Source organism: Pseudomonas sp. Irchel s3f19 (assembly GCF_900187555.1).
Lineage (GTDB): Bacteria > Pseudomonadota > Gammaproteobacteria > Pseudomonadales > Pseudomonadaceae > Aquipseudomonas > Aquipseudomonas capeferrum.
This window is the reverse complement of record NZ_FYDW01000005.1, coordinates 15,640-29,416: the sequence shown is the minus strand read 5'-3', so window position 1 is coordinate 29,416 and position 13,777 is coordinate 15,640. Positions and strand designations below refer to the sequence as shown.

Annotated in this window: 12 protein-coding genes; 7 read left to right on the top strand and 5 right to left on the bottom strand. The window is 64.5% G+C overall.

Features of this window, described 5'->3' with window-relative positions; translation table 11 throughout:
• Position 1: 1 nt before the first annotated feature.
• Entirely contained in the window at positions 2 to 193 is a 192-nt protein-coding gene (locus tag CKW22_RS14015) for a hypothetical protein (protein ID WP_033699973.1), read from the bottom strand.
• 107 nt (positions 194 to 300) lie between these two features.
• Here CKW22_RS14015 and tam point away from each other — a divergent pair, with 107 nt between their 5' ends.
• Entirely contained in the window at positions 301 to 1,077 is a 777-nt protein-coding gene (gene tam / locus CKW22_RS14010; protein WP_095064250.1) for a trans-aconitate 2-methyltransferase, read from the top strand.
• On the opposite strand, the gene CKW22_RS14005 is transcribed toward tam, so the two are convergent.
• Positions 1,067 to 1,438: a DUF2784 domain-containing protein gene (locus CKW22_RS14005; RefSeq protein WP_033697110.1), complete on the bottom strand. Its 372-nt coding sequence runs from the start codon at positions 1,436 to 1,438 to the stop codon at positions 1,067 to 1,069. The two genes, tam and CKW22_RS14005, sit on opposite strands and share 11 nt — an antisense overlap.
• A 63-nt stretch (positions 1,439 to 1,501) precedes the next feature.
• Complete coding sequence (locus CKW22_RS14000; protein ID WP_033697112.1) at positions 1,502 to 2,371, bottom strand: LysR substrate-binding domain-containing protein; 870 nt, start codon at positions 2,369 to 2,371, stop codon at positions 1,502 to 1,504.
• A gap of 245 nt (positions 2,372 to 2,616) precedes the next feature.
• Here CKW22_RS14000 and CKW22_RS13995 point away from each other — a divergent pair, with 245 nt between their 5' ends.
• The 5 genes from CKW22_RS13995 to CKW22_RS13975 all read left to right on the top strand — a co-directional run bounded on the left by CKW22_RS13995 (position 2,617) and on the right by CKW22_RS13975 (position 8,722).
• The gene (locus CKW22_RS13995) at positions 2,617 to 3,933 is read left to right on the top strand and encodes an MFS transporter (RefSeq protein WP_033697113.1); all 1,317 of its coding nucleotides are present in this window, start codon (positions 2,617 to 2,619) and stop codon (positions 3,931 to 3,933) included.
• Positions 3,934 to 3,947: 14 nt separating this feature from the next.
• Positions 3,948 to 5,339: an FAD-dependent oxidoreductase gene (locus CKW22_RS13990; RefSeq protein ID WP_095064249.1), complete on the top strand. Its 1,392-nt coding sequence runs from the start codon at positions 3,948 to 3,950 to the stop codon at positions 5,337 to 5,339.
• Between the two features lie 95 nt (positions 5,340 to 5,434).
• Complete coding sequence (locus CKW22_RS13985) at positions 5,435 to 6,145, top strand: YebC/PmpR family DNA-binding transcriptional regulator (protein WP_033697117.1); 711 nt, start codon at positions 5,435 to 5,437, stop codon at positions 6,143 to 6,145.
• Positions 6,146 to 6,282: 137 nt separating this feature from the next.
• A complete protein-coding gene (locus CKW22_RS13980; protein ID WP_033697119.1) occupies positions 6,283 to 7,227 on the top strand; it encodes a LysR family transcriptional regulator in 945 nt (314 codons plus the stop codon).
• Positions 7,228 to 7,309: 82 nt separating this feature from the next.
• Positions 7,310 to 8,722, top strand: a complete 1,413-nt coding sequence (locus tag CKW22_RS13975; protein WP_033697121.1) for a DOPA decarboxylase — start codon at positions 7,310 to 7,312, stop codon at positions 8,720 to 8,722.
• A gap of 38 nt (positions 8,723 to 8,760) precedes the next feature.
• On the opposite strand, the gene CKW22_RS13970 is transcribed toward CKW22_RS13975, so the two are convergent.
• Positions 8,761 to 10,134, bottom strand: a complete 1,374-nt coding sequence (locus CKW22_RS13970; RefSeq protein ID WP_033697123.1) for an MFS transporter — start codon at positions 10,132 to 10,134, stop codon at positions 8,761 to 8,763.
• A gap of 466 nt (positions 10,135 to 10,600) precedes the next feature.
• Between CKW22_RS13970 and quiC the strand changes: the two genes are divergently transcribed.
• Entirely contained in the window at positions 10,601 to 12,508 is a 1,908-nt protein-coding gene (gene quiC / locus CKW22_RS13965) for a 3-dehydroshikimate dehydratase QuiC (RefSeq protein ID WP_033697125.1), read from the top strand.
• A 75-nt stretch (positions 12,509 to 12,583) separates the two neighbouring features.
• Here the strand turns inward: quiC and CKW22_RS13960 are convergent, their stop codons facing one another.
• Positions 12,584 to 13,252: a bifunctional 2-polyprenyl-6-hydroxyphenol methylase/3-demethylubiquinol 3-O-methyltransferase UbiG gene (locus tag CKW22_RS13960; protein ID WP_033697127.1), complete on the bottom strand. Its 669-nt coding sequence runs from the start codon at positions 13,250 to 13,252 to the stop codon at positions 12,584 to 12,586.
• Between the last annotated feature and the right edge of the window lie 525 nt (positions 13,253 to 13,777).

Sequence of the window (13,777 nt, the reverse complement as noted above, 5' to 3'; positions counted from 1 at the left end):
CTTAGTCGCTGTTCGAAACGGCCGGCTCCCTTGGGGACCCGGCCGTTTTTGCGTTCAGGGCCTGGCTTTTTTCACTCGCATGCCGGTCAGGCATGTGGAAGCGCTGGTTCATCCAGGGTGAGCCGAGCAGGGCGGCGGCAGCGATCAGGGTCAGGATGGCCAGGGCCAGGTATGTTTTCATAGGCATGCGCATGTAAGGACTGACTTCAAGCATAGGCAGTCAGTTCCGGCCTGCGAGGAACCCCTAACAGGCAGCACATGGCTTATGCTCAGCGCATTGCCCGCCCAAAGGAGCCGCACATGGCCTGGTCCGCCACCCAGTATTCCCTCTTCGAAAATGAGCGCACCCGCGCCGTACGCGACCTGCTGACCGCCGTGCCGCAACGCCCGGTGCGTCATGCCACGGACCTGGGCTGCGGCCCGGGCAACTCCACCGAAGTGCTGCTGCAGCGTTACCCCGATGCCCAGGTAATGGCGCTGGACAGCGACCCCGACATGATCGACAAGGCCCGTGAGCGCAAACGGTTGTGTGTGCCCCGGGTACGCTGCGCCATTGCCGACATTGGCAAATGGACCGCGCCGCAAGCACAGGACCTGATCCTGGCCAATGCCTCGCTGCAATGGGTGCCCAACCATGCTTCGCTGTACCCGCACCTGGTCAGCCAGTTGAGCGAGGGCGGCAGCCTGGCGGTGCAGACCCCAGACAACCTCGACGAGCCGGCGCACCGGCAATTGCGCGAGATCGCCAGCCAAGGCCCGTGGGCCGCCAAGTTTGCCGACTACCAACTGCCGCCCAGGCACAATGCGGCGTTCTATTACGACTTGCTCAGCCCACTGTGCACGCGGGTGGATGTGTGGCGTACCACTTACCATCACCCCTTGGAGGGTGGCGCCGAAGCCGTGGTGGAGTGGTTCAAGGGCTCGGCGTTGCGGCCTTACCTGGCCAGGCTGGACGAGCACGAGCAGGCAGGCTTCCTGCAGATGTACCTGCAGGCGATGCAGCGCGACTACCCGCCGTCCACCGACGGCAAGGTATTGCTGCCGTTCCCGCGGTTGTTCGTGATCGCTACCCGGTAGGGCGGCGCCAGCGCCAAAGCACGTAACCGTAAATGCCGACATTGAGCAGCAACACCACGGTGCCCAGCAGCAACTGGGTCTGTGGTGTCAGGCCGGCGGGGTAGATGAGCGGCCAGATGTAATGCTCGACGAAGCCGCCCTGGTAGCCCGCATCGCCAGCGGCGCTGCGCATGCGGTTTTCCCAGCTGGTCAGCGGGCAACCCAGGTGCAGGTATTCCACCGCCAGGCCCCAGGCCAGGGCTGGAATGTGCAGCAGCAGGGCAGGGCGCCAACGCAGCACCAGTAGGCCGCCGAACAGCACCAGCAGGATGAAGGCCAGGTGCAGCAGCACCAGCGTGTCGGCGGTCAGGCGAAAGAGCATTGGCAGTTATCCAGGCGGTAGGGTGACGCGAGCTTTGCGTTAGCGGGAAGCGATGGAGCGGATTTACAACCCTTCCTGCACCATTTGCAAGAACGTCGCCACCACCCGCCGTGTACGCTGCTCGCTCAGGCACACCAGCGTCTCGGTCAAGTGCCGCTGGCAATCGACGATCGGCAACGCACACACGCGCGCATCGGCGCCAAACTCCGCCGCCGACACCACCCCCACGCCAATCCCCACCACCACCGCTTCACGTGCCGCTTCCCGGCCCTCTACCTGGATCGCCGGCCGAATCCGCAAGCCGGCCCGCTGCATCTCTTCCTCCAGCGTCTGTCGCGTCACCGACCCAGGCTCGCGCAGCACCAGCGGTGTGTCATCCAGGTCCGCCAGGCTGATCGAGCCGCGGCTGGCCCACGGGTGGTGATGGGAAACGAACGCCACCATCGGGTCGCGGCGCAGTGGCAGGCAATGCAGGCGCTCATCGTCGACATCCCGCCCCAGCAGTGCCAGGTCGGCCTGGTAGCTGAACAGCCGGGCCAGCGACTCATCGGTGTTGCCGGTCTCGATCTTCACCTGGATACCCGGGTAGCGCTGGCAGAACCGGGCGATCTGCGGCAGCACATGCACCGGTGCATCCACCGCCAGCACCAGGCTGCCGGTGTGCAGGGCGCGCGAGTCCTGCAGCAGCTCAAGGGCTTCGGCTTCGCAGGCGAACAGGCGTTGGCTGATGCCCAGCAGGCGCTCGCCCAGGTCGGTCAATTGCACCGAGCGCTTGTTGCGGTGAAACAGCAGCACGCCAAAGCGCTCTTCGAGCTTGCGCACCTGGTCGGAGACTGCCGGCTGGGTAAGAAACAGCTTTTGCGCCGCACGGGTAAAGCTGCCGTGAACCGCCACCGCGTGGAAGGCCTTGAGTTGAGCGTGTGAGACCGACATGACGACTCCAGTAACAAGCTGAGCTTATGTGTGAAATACAATAAATCGATTTTATTTATCAGTCACCAGCTGTTTCCATAGCTCTCAGCCCAACGCTGGTGCCACAAGCGCCAGCCGGGCCATGGTGCTCTTGCAGCGCCATCTGACCCGATGACGGGCCACCGTCATCGCTGTGCGCAACACAAGAACAAGACAGGCGTTTCTTCACATTCTGCCGGCACACTTGAGCAAGAGGTCAGACTCACATGAACCATTCCCTAGCCACGTTCAAACGCTGGCGTATGCAGATTTTCGCAATTACCTGGCTGGCTTATGCCGCCTTCTACTTCACCCGCAAGGCCTTCTCGGTGGCCAAGCTGGGTATCGCCGAAGACCCAAGCTTCATGCTCGACAAGGCCGCCATGGCCAACCTCGATGCCATCTACCTGGCTGCCTATGCGGTGGGCCAGTTCACCTGGGGCATGCTTGCCGACCGCTTCGGCCCCCGCGTGGTGGTGCTCGGCGGTTTACTGATTTCGGCGGCGGCGGCCGTGGTGATGGGCAGCTACGCGACCTTCCCGATCTTCGCCACCTGCATGTTGATCCAGGGCTTGGCGCAGTCCACCGGCTGGGCCGGCTTGTGCAAGAACATCGGCAGTTTCTTCCCCGCCGCGCAGCGCGGCCGGGTGCTGGGCCTGTGGAGCTCGTGCTATGCCTTCGGCGGCCTGGTGGCCTCGCCGTTTGCTGGCTGGTGGGCCTACACCCTGGTCGGTACCTGGCACGCAGCGTTTTACTCCAGTGCCGCCGTGGTCGCGCTGGTGGCCGTGCTGTTCTTCTTCCTGCAGCGCAACAAACCTGAAGACGTCGGCTTGCCCGCCGTCGAACCCGAGCCGCAAAGCATGGCGCCGGGCGCCAACCTGTGCAGCGTCTGGGCGCCACTGCGCGAGATCATGCGCAACCGCACGGTACTGACCCTGGGCCTGGCCTACTTTCTGCTCAAACCGGCGCGCTACGCCATCTTGCTGTGGGGGCCGGTAATCGTCTTCGAGCAGATGCCATCGGTGGGCAAGGTCGGCGCGGCGATTATCCCGACCGCCTTCGAGCTGGCTGGGCTGTTGGGGCCGATCATGATTGGCCTGGCCTCCGACAAACTGTTCGGCGCGCGGCGCATGCCGGCCTGCGTGATCAGCTTGCTGCTGTTGACGGTGACCTTGGCGGCGTTCATGGCGGCCATGCACAGCGGCAGCGTCGTCATGGTGGTGGGCCTGCTGTTTGTCATGGGCCTGACCCTGTACGGGCCGGATTCGATGATCAGCGGCGCGGCTGCCATCGACTTCGGTACGGCCAAGGCCGGTGCCACTGCCGCGGGCTTCGTCAATGGTTGCGGCTCGGTGGGGGCGGTGCTTGGCGGCCTGCTGCCCGGTTACTTCGACAGCGTCACGGTGTTCATCGTGTTCGCCGGTTGCGCACTGTTCTCGGCCCTGGTGCTGTTGCCGCACTGGAACAGCCGCCCTGCCAGCCTGGCCGAAGCCAATGACGTGGCACCCAACACCAGCATGGCGATCAAGCCACTGCGTACCTAAAGGAAAGCGAGCGAATGAGACCCTTCTGGCTGCAACAGGCCCTGGATTCGGAGCAGGATGCGCTATGCGCGCCGCTGCAAGGCGACGCGCGTTGCGACGTATGCATCGTTGGCGGGGGCTACACCGGCCTCTGGACTGCACTGATGCTCAAGGAGGCGGCGCCGGCGCTGGACGTGATGCTGATCGAAGCAGACATCTGCGGCGCAGGTGCCAGTGGGCGCAACGGCGGTTGCGCGCTTTCCTGGTCGGCCAAGTACTTCACCCTCGAACGCTTGTTCGGCACGGCCGAGGCGGTGCGCCTGGTGCGCGAGTCGGAGCGCAGCATCGCGGCCATTGGTGCGTTCTGCGCGGCCAATGGCATCGACTGCGACTACCGCCTCGACGGCACCCTGTACACCGCCACCAACCAGGCCCAGGTGGGCGCGACCGATGCGGTGATCGCGGCGCTGGCGCAGCAGGGCATCAACTCATTCGAACGCCTGCCGCTGGAGGCTGTGCAGCGCCTGGCCGGTTCGGCGCGGCACCTGGAAGGCTGGTTCTCCCCGGCGGCCGCCACCGTGCAGCCTGGGCGGCTGGTGCGTGGCCTGCGCCGTGTGGCCTTGCAGCGCGGGGTGCGCATCCATGAAGGCACGGCCATGGCCAGCCTGGAACACGGCGCGCCAGTGCAGGTGCGTACCGCCCACGGGACGGTGCGCGCCGACCGCGTGGTGCTGGGCCTCAATGCCTGGATGGCGCGGGCCTTCCCGCAGTTCGAGCGCAGCGTGGCCATCGTCTCCAGCGACATGGTGATCACCGAGCCGTGCCCCGACCTGCTGCGCGAAATTGGCTTGAACAACGGCGTCAGCGTGCTCGACTCGCGGATCTTCGTGCATTACTACCACAACACCTCCGATGGCCGGCTGATGCTCGGCAAGGGCGGCAATACTTTCGCCTATGGCGGGCGCATGCTGCCGGTGTTCGACCAGCCTTCGCCGTACCGGCCGCTGCTGCGCGAAAGCCTGGGCGCGTTCTTTCCGGCCCTGGCCGAGGTGCCGCTGGCGGCCAGCTGGAACGGCCCGTCGGACCGCTCGGTGACCGGCCTGCCGTTCTTCGGCCGGCTGGACGGGCAGGGCAATGTGTTCTACGGCTTTGGTTATTCCGGCAGCGGCGTCGGGCCGTGCCACATGGGCGGGCAGATCCTCTCGTCGCTGGCGTTGGGGTTGGACAACCCGTGGTCCCGTTCGCCGCTGGTCAACGGCCCGCTGGGGTTGTTCCCGCCCGAGCCGATTCGCTACCTGGGCTCGCTGATGGTGCGCAATGCCATCCGTCGCAAGGAGCGCGCCGAGGACCGCGGGCAACGGCCACGGCACCTGGATGTGCGCCTGGCGCGTTTCGCGGCGGCGGCCGGCAAGGCCGACAAAGCATAAGATTTTTTGTCGATCACAGGCCCGAGGGCGTATAAACTGCACCCACTTTTTGGCCGGTCGCTTCCTGAACTGGCCGTTGAAACAAGAGAGTCGACATGGGCGCACAGTGGAAAGCCAAACATAGAGAAACAGCGGCCAATGCCAAAGGCAAGGTCATGGGCAAGCTGTCAAAAGAGATTCAGATCGCTGCCAAATCGGGCGCCGATCCCGACATGAACCCGCGCCTGCGCCTGGCCATCGTGCAGGCCAAGAAGGCCTCGATGACCCGCGAGACTCTGGATCGGGCAATCCGCAAAGGTGCTGGCCTGGACGGTGATGCCGTGCAGTACCATGCGGTGAGCTACGAAGGCTTCGCACCGCACCAGGTGCCGCTGATCGTCGAGTGCCTGACCGACAACATCAACCGTACCGTCGCGCAGGTGCGTGTGCTGTTCCGCAAGGGCCAGCTGGGTGCAAGCGGCTCGGTGGCCTGGGACTTCAACCACGTCGGCCTGATCGAAGCCACCCCGAACGGCGATGCCGACCCGGAAATGGCCGCCATCGAAGCCGGTGCCCAGGACTTCGAGGAAGGCGAAGAAGAGGGTTCGACCCTGTTCATCACCGACACCACCGACCTGGACGCTGTGCAGAAGGCCCTGCCGGAGCATGGCTTTACCGTGGTCTCGGCAAAGATCGGCTACACGCCGAAGAACCCGGTGAGTGCTGCCAGCCTGAGCGCTGAGGCGTTGGCCGAGGTCGAGGCGTTCCTCGAGGCGATCGACGAGAACGATGACGTGCAGAACGTCTATGTCGGCCTGACTGACTGATTTGTGCCTCTGGGGCCGCTTGGCGGCCCTTTCGCGACGCAAGGCCGCTCCTACTGGTACAGCGCTGTACCTGTAGGGCGGCCTTGTGTCGCGAAACGAGGGCGCAGCCCTCGCCTGCGGCCCGGAGACGAACACCCATGAACCCAACTTTCGCCTCCCTCAGCCTCGCCCACCTGCGTACCCTCGACCACCTGCTGCAGCTGAAAAACCTCAGCCACGCCGCCGAGCGCCTGGGCGTCAGCCAATCGGCCCTGAGCCGCCAACTGGCCCACCTGCGCGAAGCCTTCGACGACCCGCTGCTGGTGCGCCAAGGCCGTGGCTACGTGCTCAGCGAATATGCCGAAGCGTTGGTCGAACCCCTGCGCCAGGTACTCGAAGAACTCCAGGCCCTGCGCCAACCGGCCGTGTTCGACCCGGCCCGTTGCGAACGGCGCTTCTGCCTGGCGGCCTCCGACTACGTCGCCGAGCACATGCTGCCGTTGCTGGTGGCGGCGCTGGAGCACGAAGCTCCCGGCGTCAGCCTCGAATACCGCACCTGGCAAGCCGGCCAGTATGCCTTGCTGGCCAGCGGCGAAATCGACCTGGCCACCACCTTGTTCGACGAGTCGCCCGCCAACCTGCATGGTCGCTTGCTCGGTGAGGATCGCGCCGTCTGCCTGATGCGCCGCGATCACCCGCTGACAGCCCATCACACGCTCAGCCAGGCGGACTACCTGGCGCACAAGCATGTGCGTATCTCCGGTGGTGGCGACAAGGACAGCTTCATCGACCGCCACTTGCGCGCCCAGGGCCTGCAGCGGCGGGTCAGCCTGGAAGTGCCGTTTTTCTCCGCCACGGTGCAGGTGATCGGCAACAGCCAGGCGGTGGCGACGGTGCCCGAGCACATTGCCCGGCAACTGTGCCGCCTGCATGACCTGGCCTGGCGGCCCCTGGGCTTTATCGACCACAGCCAGCGCTACTGGGTGGTCTGGCACCAGCGCCTGCAGGCCTCGGCCGAGCACCGCTGGTTGCGCAACCGGGTGTTCGAATTGTGGCGCCAGTCGCAGTTCGGCGTGCACGGTGGGCATGCGCCAACGCCATAGGAGGTATGCGCGAAGCGGGGTTCATTGGGGGGCAGGCGGCACTTAGACTGAAAGGCAGCAAACTGCCCAAAGGAGACCGCCCGTGACCCCCGAACAATTCCGCCTGTACGGCCACCAACTGATCGACCTGATCGCCGACTACCGCCAAACCGTGGGCGACCGCCCGGTGATGGCCCAGGTCGAGCCCGGCTACCTGAAGGCAGCCCTGCCAGCATGTGCCCCGCAGCAGGGCGAACCGTTCGAGGCGATTCTCGACGACGTCAACAAACTGGTCATGCCAGGCCTGTCCCATTGGCAGCACCCGGATTTCTACGGCTACTTCCCCTCCAACGGCACGTTGTCGTCAGTGCTGGGTGATTTTCTCAGCACCGGCCTGGGCGTACTGGGCCTGTCGTGGCAGTCCAGCCCGGCCTTGAGCGAACTGGAAGAAACCACCCTTGACTGGCTGCGCCAGCTGCTGGGCCTGTCAGGGCAATGGAGCGGGGTGATCCAGGACACCGCCTCGACCAGTACCCTGGTGGCGCTGATCTGCGCCCGCGAACGTGCCAGCGGTTACGCGTTGGTGCGTGGCGGCCTGCAGGCCCAGGCCAAGCCGCTGATCGTCTACGTCAGCGCTCACGCCCACAGTTCGGTGGACAAGGCCGCACTGCTGGCAGGTTTTGGCCGTGACAACATTCGCCTGATCCCCACCGACGAGCGCTTCGCCCTGCAGCCGGCTGCCCTGCAAGCAGCCATCGAGCAGGACCTGGCGGCGGGTAACCAGCCGTGTGCGGTGGTCGCGACCACCGGCACCACTACCACCACCGCACTCGACCCGCTTCGCCCGATCGGTGAAATCACCCAGGCCCATGGCCTGTGGCTGCATGTCGACTCGGCCATGGCCGGCTCGGCGATGATCCTGCCGGAGTGCCGCTGGATGTGGGATGGCATCGAGCTGGCCGACTCGGTGGTGGTCAATGCGCACAAGTGGCTGGGCGTGGCCTTCGACTGTTCGATCTACTACGTGCGCGACCCGCAGCACCTGATCCGCGTGATGAGCACCAACCCCAGCTATTTGCAGTCGGCGGTGGATGACGAGGTGAAGAACCTGCGCGACTGGGGCATCCCGCTGGGGCGCCGGTTCCGTGCGCTGAAACTGTGGTTCATGTTGCGCAGTGAGGGTGTCGAAGCGCTGCAGGCACGCTTGCGGCGTGATCTGGAGAATGCCCAGTGGCTTGCCGAGCAGGTCGAGGCGACGCCGGGCTGGGAACTGCTGGCGCCGGTGCAATTGCAGACGTTGTGCATCCAGCATCGGCCGGCGGGGCTGGAAGGGGAGGCGTTGGATGCGCATACCCGCGGCTGGGCCGAGCGGCTCAATACGTCTGGGGATGCCTATGTGACGCCGGCAACCTTGAATGGCCGGTGGATGGTGCGGGTGTCGGTGGGGGCGCTGCCTACCGAGCGTGAGCATGTCGAGAAACTGTGGCGGGGGCTGCAGGCAGTGGTCAAGGGCTGAAAATGCAGGGGGCCGCAAAAGCGGCCCCCTACGGTCTATCAGTGGCTTACGGTCTGGAGGCTACCTTTACGGCTGGCCTCATACGCTTCTTTGTCCATCGGCTTGGCCTGCGGATTGCCCAGGTCTTCCATCGCCATGCGGTGGGTTTCCGGTGCAATGTACGCCGCCAGGGCGCAGATGCAGGTGATGAAGAACGCCATGCTACCGACCACCAGCGGAATGTTGTCCGAGCCTGGCGGTGCCACGATGGCGAACAGCGCGGGCAACATGGCGGTCAGCATGGTGCCGATGTTCTGCGCAATGGCCATGGCCGAAACACGGTAACGGGTGTGGAACAGCTCGGGGTAGAAGCTTGGGAACACCGCGTTGTAGCCCTGGTAGACCATGCCCCACATCACGATCGAGGCGGCGAAGGCCAGCGGCACGTTCTGGATGCTGATCGCATACAGGTAGACGAAGGCCAGCAGGCCTGAGCCCAGGCACCCGGCGATCATGGTCGGGCGACGGCCGATCTTGTCGGAAAGGTTGCCGACAAAAGGAATCACCAGCACCGCAACGATATTGCCGACCACCGGGATCCACAGGTACACGCTCTTGTCGAAGCCGATGCCATAGGCCGGCTGCACCGCGTAGGCCGCGCCGAAGATGGTGGCGACCACCGGAATCACGTTCATCAGTGCCATGAACATCACCAGCACCATGTGTTTCCAGCTATGGCGGAAGGCCTCGCTGACCGGCGACTTGGCGACTTTGTCCTGCTTCTCTTCCTTCACGAACGCAGGCGTCTCGTGCACTTCCTTACGGATGATGAAGCCGGCGATCAGCACCACGGCGCTCATCAGGAACGGAATGCGCCAGCCCCAGTCATTGAAGGCTTCGCTGGGCATGAAGTAGGCCAGTGGCAGGAATACCGCCGCCGCCAGAACCTGGCCGGCTTGCACGCCTTGCAGGGTGAAACTGGCGTAGTAGCCACGTCGGCCGAATGGCGCATGCTCCATGATCATCGAACTGGCCCCGGAAATCTCGCCGGCCACGGCAAAGCCCTGGATCAGGCGCAGCACCACCAGCAAGACGGGGGCGAGGATGCCGATGTCGTGGTAGGTGGGCAGCAGGCCCACAGCCATGGTCGACAGGCCCATCAGGAACATGCACAGCAGCAGTACGTTCTTGCGCCCGCGGGTATCACCCCAGTGGCCGAGCACAAAGGCCCCGACCGGGCGGGCCAGGTAGCCGACACCGTAGGTAGCCAGCGAGGCGATGATCGCCATCTTGGGGTCGGTATTGGGGAAGAAGATCTGCGGGAAGATCAGGGCCGCAGCCTGGGCATAGATGAAGAAGTCGTAGTACTCGAGTGCCGAGCCTATCCATCCACTGGCGGTCGCTTTCTTGGCTTGAGAGCTGGAGTGAGCCATCGTTGTCTCCGTTGTTCTTGTTGGTTCCCGCACGGCGCATGGCGAACGTGGGGTTATCTCGGGAGTGGGGTCAAACGTGAAGTGCGGGGGTATTCCGCGCCAAGGCCGTGACAGACAGCCAGGAGACAGGTGCGGAACGCAAGGCCAGAGCAGTGTTCATAGGTCGGTACCCGGTTTTATTGAACTTATTATGTTGTGACGTTGGGCTTGTCAGCGCAGGTTCTGCCGAACGACCGTCTTGGCAAAGGGCATCGGTCGGTGTGCCTGCGTCTGGTTTCATGTTGACCACGGGTTGGCGGTGTAGCAATTCGCGAAATCGGGTTTTGTTCGGTAATCGAACACAAAACTAACCATTCCGTACAAAGGGATTGATGAGGCGACTTTACCTGCGAATAATCGATCGTGCCAGGTACTGTCACAGTAGGTTTCCTGCGCCGTCGTCCTCTAACAACAAGGAAATCCCGCCATGCAGCGTTCGATTGCCACCGTGTCCTTGAGCGGCACCCTGCCGGAAAAGCTCGAAGCCATCGCCGCCGCCGGCTTCGACGGCGTCGAGATCTTCGAGAACGACCTGCTTTACTACGCTGGCAGCCCGCGCCAGGTTCGCCAGATGTGCGCCGACCTGGGCATCGCCATCACCTTGTTCCAGCCGTTCCGTGATTTTGAAGGCTGCCGCCGCGAGCGCCTGCAGAAGAACGTCGACCGCGCCGAGCGCAAGTTCGACCTGATGCAGGAACTGGGTACCGACCTGGTGCTGGTGTGCAGCAACGTTCAGGCCGACGCCCTGGGCGACGAACAGCTGTTGGTGGATGACCTGCGCCTGTTGGCCGAGCATGCCGGCCAGCGAGGCCTGCGCATCGGTTATGAAGCCTTGGCCTGGGGCCGCCACGTCAATACCTACCAGCAGGTCTGGAACCTGGTGCGCCAAGCCGACCACCCGGCCCTCGGGGTGATTCTCGACAGCTTCCATACCTTGTCGCTCAAGGGCGACCCCAGCGCGATCCGCGACATCCCTGGCGACAAGATCTTCTTCGTGCAGATGGCCGACGCCCCGATCCTGGCCATGGATGTGCTGGAGTGGAGCCGGCATTTCCGCTGCTTCCCGGGGCAGGGCGAAATGGACCTGGCCGGCTTCCTCGCCCCAATCCTTACCACCGGCTATCGCGGCCCGCTGTCACTGGAAATCTTCAACGACGGCTTCCGCGCCGCGCCGCCTCGGCAGAACGCCGCCGACGGCTTGCGCTCGCTGCTGTACCTCGAAGAGCAGACCCGCCTGCGCCTGGAGCAGGAGGCCGTGGCGGTGGAGCCGGGCGTGCTGTTTACCCCGCCTGCGGCCAGCGCCTACGACGGCGTGGAATTCCTCGAGTTCGCCGTCGACGAGGCGGTGGGCGCACGCCTGAGCAGCTGGCTGAAACGCCTGGGCTTTGCCGATGCCGGCAAACACCGCAGCAAGGCCGTGCAGCTGCTGCGCCAGGGCGACATCAACATCGTCCTCAATGCCGAACCCTACTCGTTCGGCCACAACTTCTTCGAGGCGCACGGGCCTTCGTTGTGCGCCACGGCGTTGCGGGTCAAGGACCAGCAGGCTGCGCTGAAGCGCGCCACCGCCTTCCGCGGCCAGCCGTTCCGCGGCCTGGTCGGCCCCAATGAATGTGAAGTGCCTGCCGTGCGGGCACCTGATGGCAGCCTGTTGTACCTGGTAGAGCCGGGCAGCGCTGGCCAGACGTTGTACGACACCGACTTCAGCCTGGACAAAACCGCCAATGCCAGCGGTGGCCTGCGCCGTATCGACCACATGGCGCTGGCGCTGCCGGCCGAGTCGCTGGACAGCTGGGTACTGTTCTACAAGAGCCTGTTCGATTTCGCTGCCGACGACGAAGTGGTGCTGCCGGACCCTTACGGCCTGGTCAAGAGCCGTGCCCTGCGCAGCCAGTGCGGCACCCTGCGCCTGCCGCTGAACATTTCCGAGAACCGCAACACGGCCATTGCCCATGCACTGTCCAGCTATCGCGGCTCGGGTGTGCATCACATCGCCTTCGATTGTGACGACATCTTCCGTGAAGTAGCGCGCGCCAAGCTGGCCGGTGTACCGCTGTTGGAGATTCCGCTCAATTACTACGACGACCTGGCAGCGCGTTTCGACTTCGACGACGAGTTCCTCAGCGAATTGGCGTACTACAACGTGCTGTACGACCGTGATGCCCAGGGTGGCGAGCTGTTCCACGTCTACACCGAACCGTTCGAGGAGCGTTTCTTCTTCGAGATCATCCAGCGCAAGGGTGGCTATGCCGGGTATGGCGCAGCCAACGTCGCCGTGCGCCTGGCGGCGATGGCCAAGGCCCGCAGCGGGGTGGCGCGCAAGCCGGTCCTGTAACTGCCTCAGAACTCATGTTTCATTGAGTCAGCAGGGGCGTGTGGCTGCACTCGTCGAAGATCCTTCGGCGTAGGCTCAACGCCCCTCGGCCACCATCAGCAGCGCCTGCGGCACCGCACTTTGCGGGTGCTGCGGCTCCTGCAGGCTGACCAGGCGCAGCCCGGCCATGTCCAATGCATTGAGCCAACTGGCCAGCGTGCGGAAATACCACGGCATCGGCCGCCAGGCCCCGGCAAACCCTGCGAACGACTCTTCCCGCCAGCCATCCTGATAATCGCCCGCTGCCACGCTCCAGGGGTGCAATGTCTGGATCACCAGAGCACCACCGGGTGCCAGCAAGCCCTTCAGTGCTGCCAGCAGTGCAATGATGTCCTGGTGCAGCAGCGCGAAATTGGCACAGATCAGGTCATAGTCACGGCCAACGTTGACGTCGCCCTCGGCTAGCTGGGCGTAGCTGGCAAGGTGCACCTGCGCGGACCCTGCCGCGCGTGCGGCGGCCACCAGAGTCTGATCGCCATCCACCCCGGCCGCCTCGATGCCGCGGTCGGCAAGTGCCCGCAGCAACCAGCCTTCACCACAGCCAAGGTCCAGCACGCGCTCGGGTTGGCGGCCCAGAATGGCCAGCAGGATGGCCTGGTCGGTAACCTGGCGGCGGCTCTCGATGGCGCCGCTGCGCACCGCGTCGATCCAGGCTTGGGCGTTGTGCTGCCAGCTGTGCAGCACGGTATCTTCGGGGTTGGGCATGAGGGTGTCCGCAGCAGTGGGTTGGTTCAAGCATAGGCCGCCATCGCGGCCCCTTGGGGGCTACACGCTGGCCGAGACATTGAACTTGATTTGCGCGCTGACGCTAATGTGGTGATTCAGAAATACCAATCAAAGTTACTTACCCAGGACCCGTGCCGCACGGGCGACTGAGGCCAGAATGGCCGTGGCTTTTTTAAGGGGGGTTGTGGATGCCTTGAGACTGTATGCGGGGCCACCAGGTGCCTGGCTTGGCATTTTCAGCGCCTATCAGGTCGAGCGCCGCCCGCGCGGCGCATCGCGACGCAAGGCCGCTCCTACATTTGTTTCGGGCCAATTATTCCTGGGGCATTGGCGCGCGGCCCCTTGGTGCCCCCTCAATATCGCGTCGTACAAACAAGGCGGTCGCGCGCAAATGCCACTGGCCTCACTGGCCCGAAACAAATGTAGGAGCGGCCTTGCGTCGCGATGCGCCGCGCGGGCGGCGCTCGATCTGCGCCCCACCTCCAAACCCAAGACAGGCACCTA

Excerpts from the sequence above, each read along its gene's own strand:
- CKW22_RS14015 (WP_033699973.1), bottom strand. The coding sequence starts at position 193 with ATGCGCATGCCTATGAAAACATACCTGGCCCTGGCCATCCTGACCCTG.
- tam (WP_095064250.1), top strand. The coding sequence starts at position 301 with ATGGCCTGGTCCGCCACCCAGTATTCCCTCTTCGAAAATGAGCGCACC.
- CKW22_RS14005 (WP_033697110.1), bottom strand. The coding sequence starts at position 1,438 with ATGCTCTTTCGCCTGACCGCCGACACGCTGGTGCTGCTGCACCTGGCC.
- CKW22_RS14000 (WP_033697112.1), bottom strand. The coding sequence starts at position 2,371 with ATGTCGGTCTCACACGCTCAACTCAAGGCCTTCCACGCGGTGGCGGTT.
- CKW22_RS13995 (WP_033697113.1), top strand. The coding sequence starts at position 2,617 with ATGAACCATTCCCTAGCCACGTTCAAACGCTGGCGTATGCAGATTTTC.
- CKW22_RS13990 (WP_095064249.1), top strand. The coding sequence starts at position 3,948 with ATGAGACCCTTCTGGCTGCAACAGGCCCTGGATTCGGAGCAGGATGCG.
- CKW22_RS13985 (WP_033697117.1), top strand. The coding sequence starts at position 5,435 with ATGGGCGCACAGTGGAAAGCCAAACATAGAGAAACAGCGGCCAATGCC.
- CKW22_RS13980 (WP_033697119.1), top strand. The coding sequence starts at position 6,283 with ATGAACCCAACTTTCGCCTCCCTCAGCCTCGCCCACCTGCGTACCCTC.
- CKW22_RS13970 (WP_033697123.1), bottom strand. The coding sequence starts at position 10,134 with ATGGCTCACTCCAGCTCTCAAGCCAAGAAAGCGACCGCCAGTGGATGG.
- quiC (WP_033697125.1), top strand. The coding sequence starts at position 10,601 with ATGCAGCGTTCGATTGCCACCGTGTCCTTGAGCGGCACCCTGCCGGAA.
- CKW22_RS13960 (WP_033697127.1), bottom strand. The coding sequence starts at position 13,252 with ATGCCCAACCCCGAAGATACCGTGCTGCACAGCTGGCAGCACAACGCC.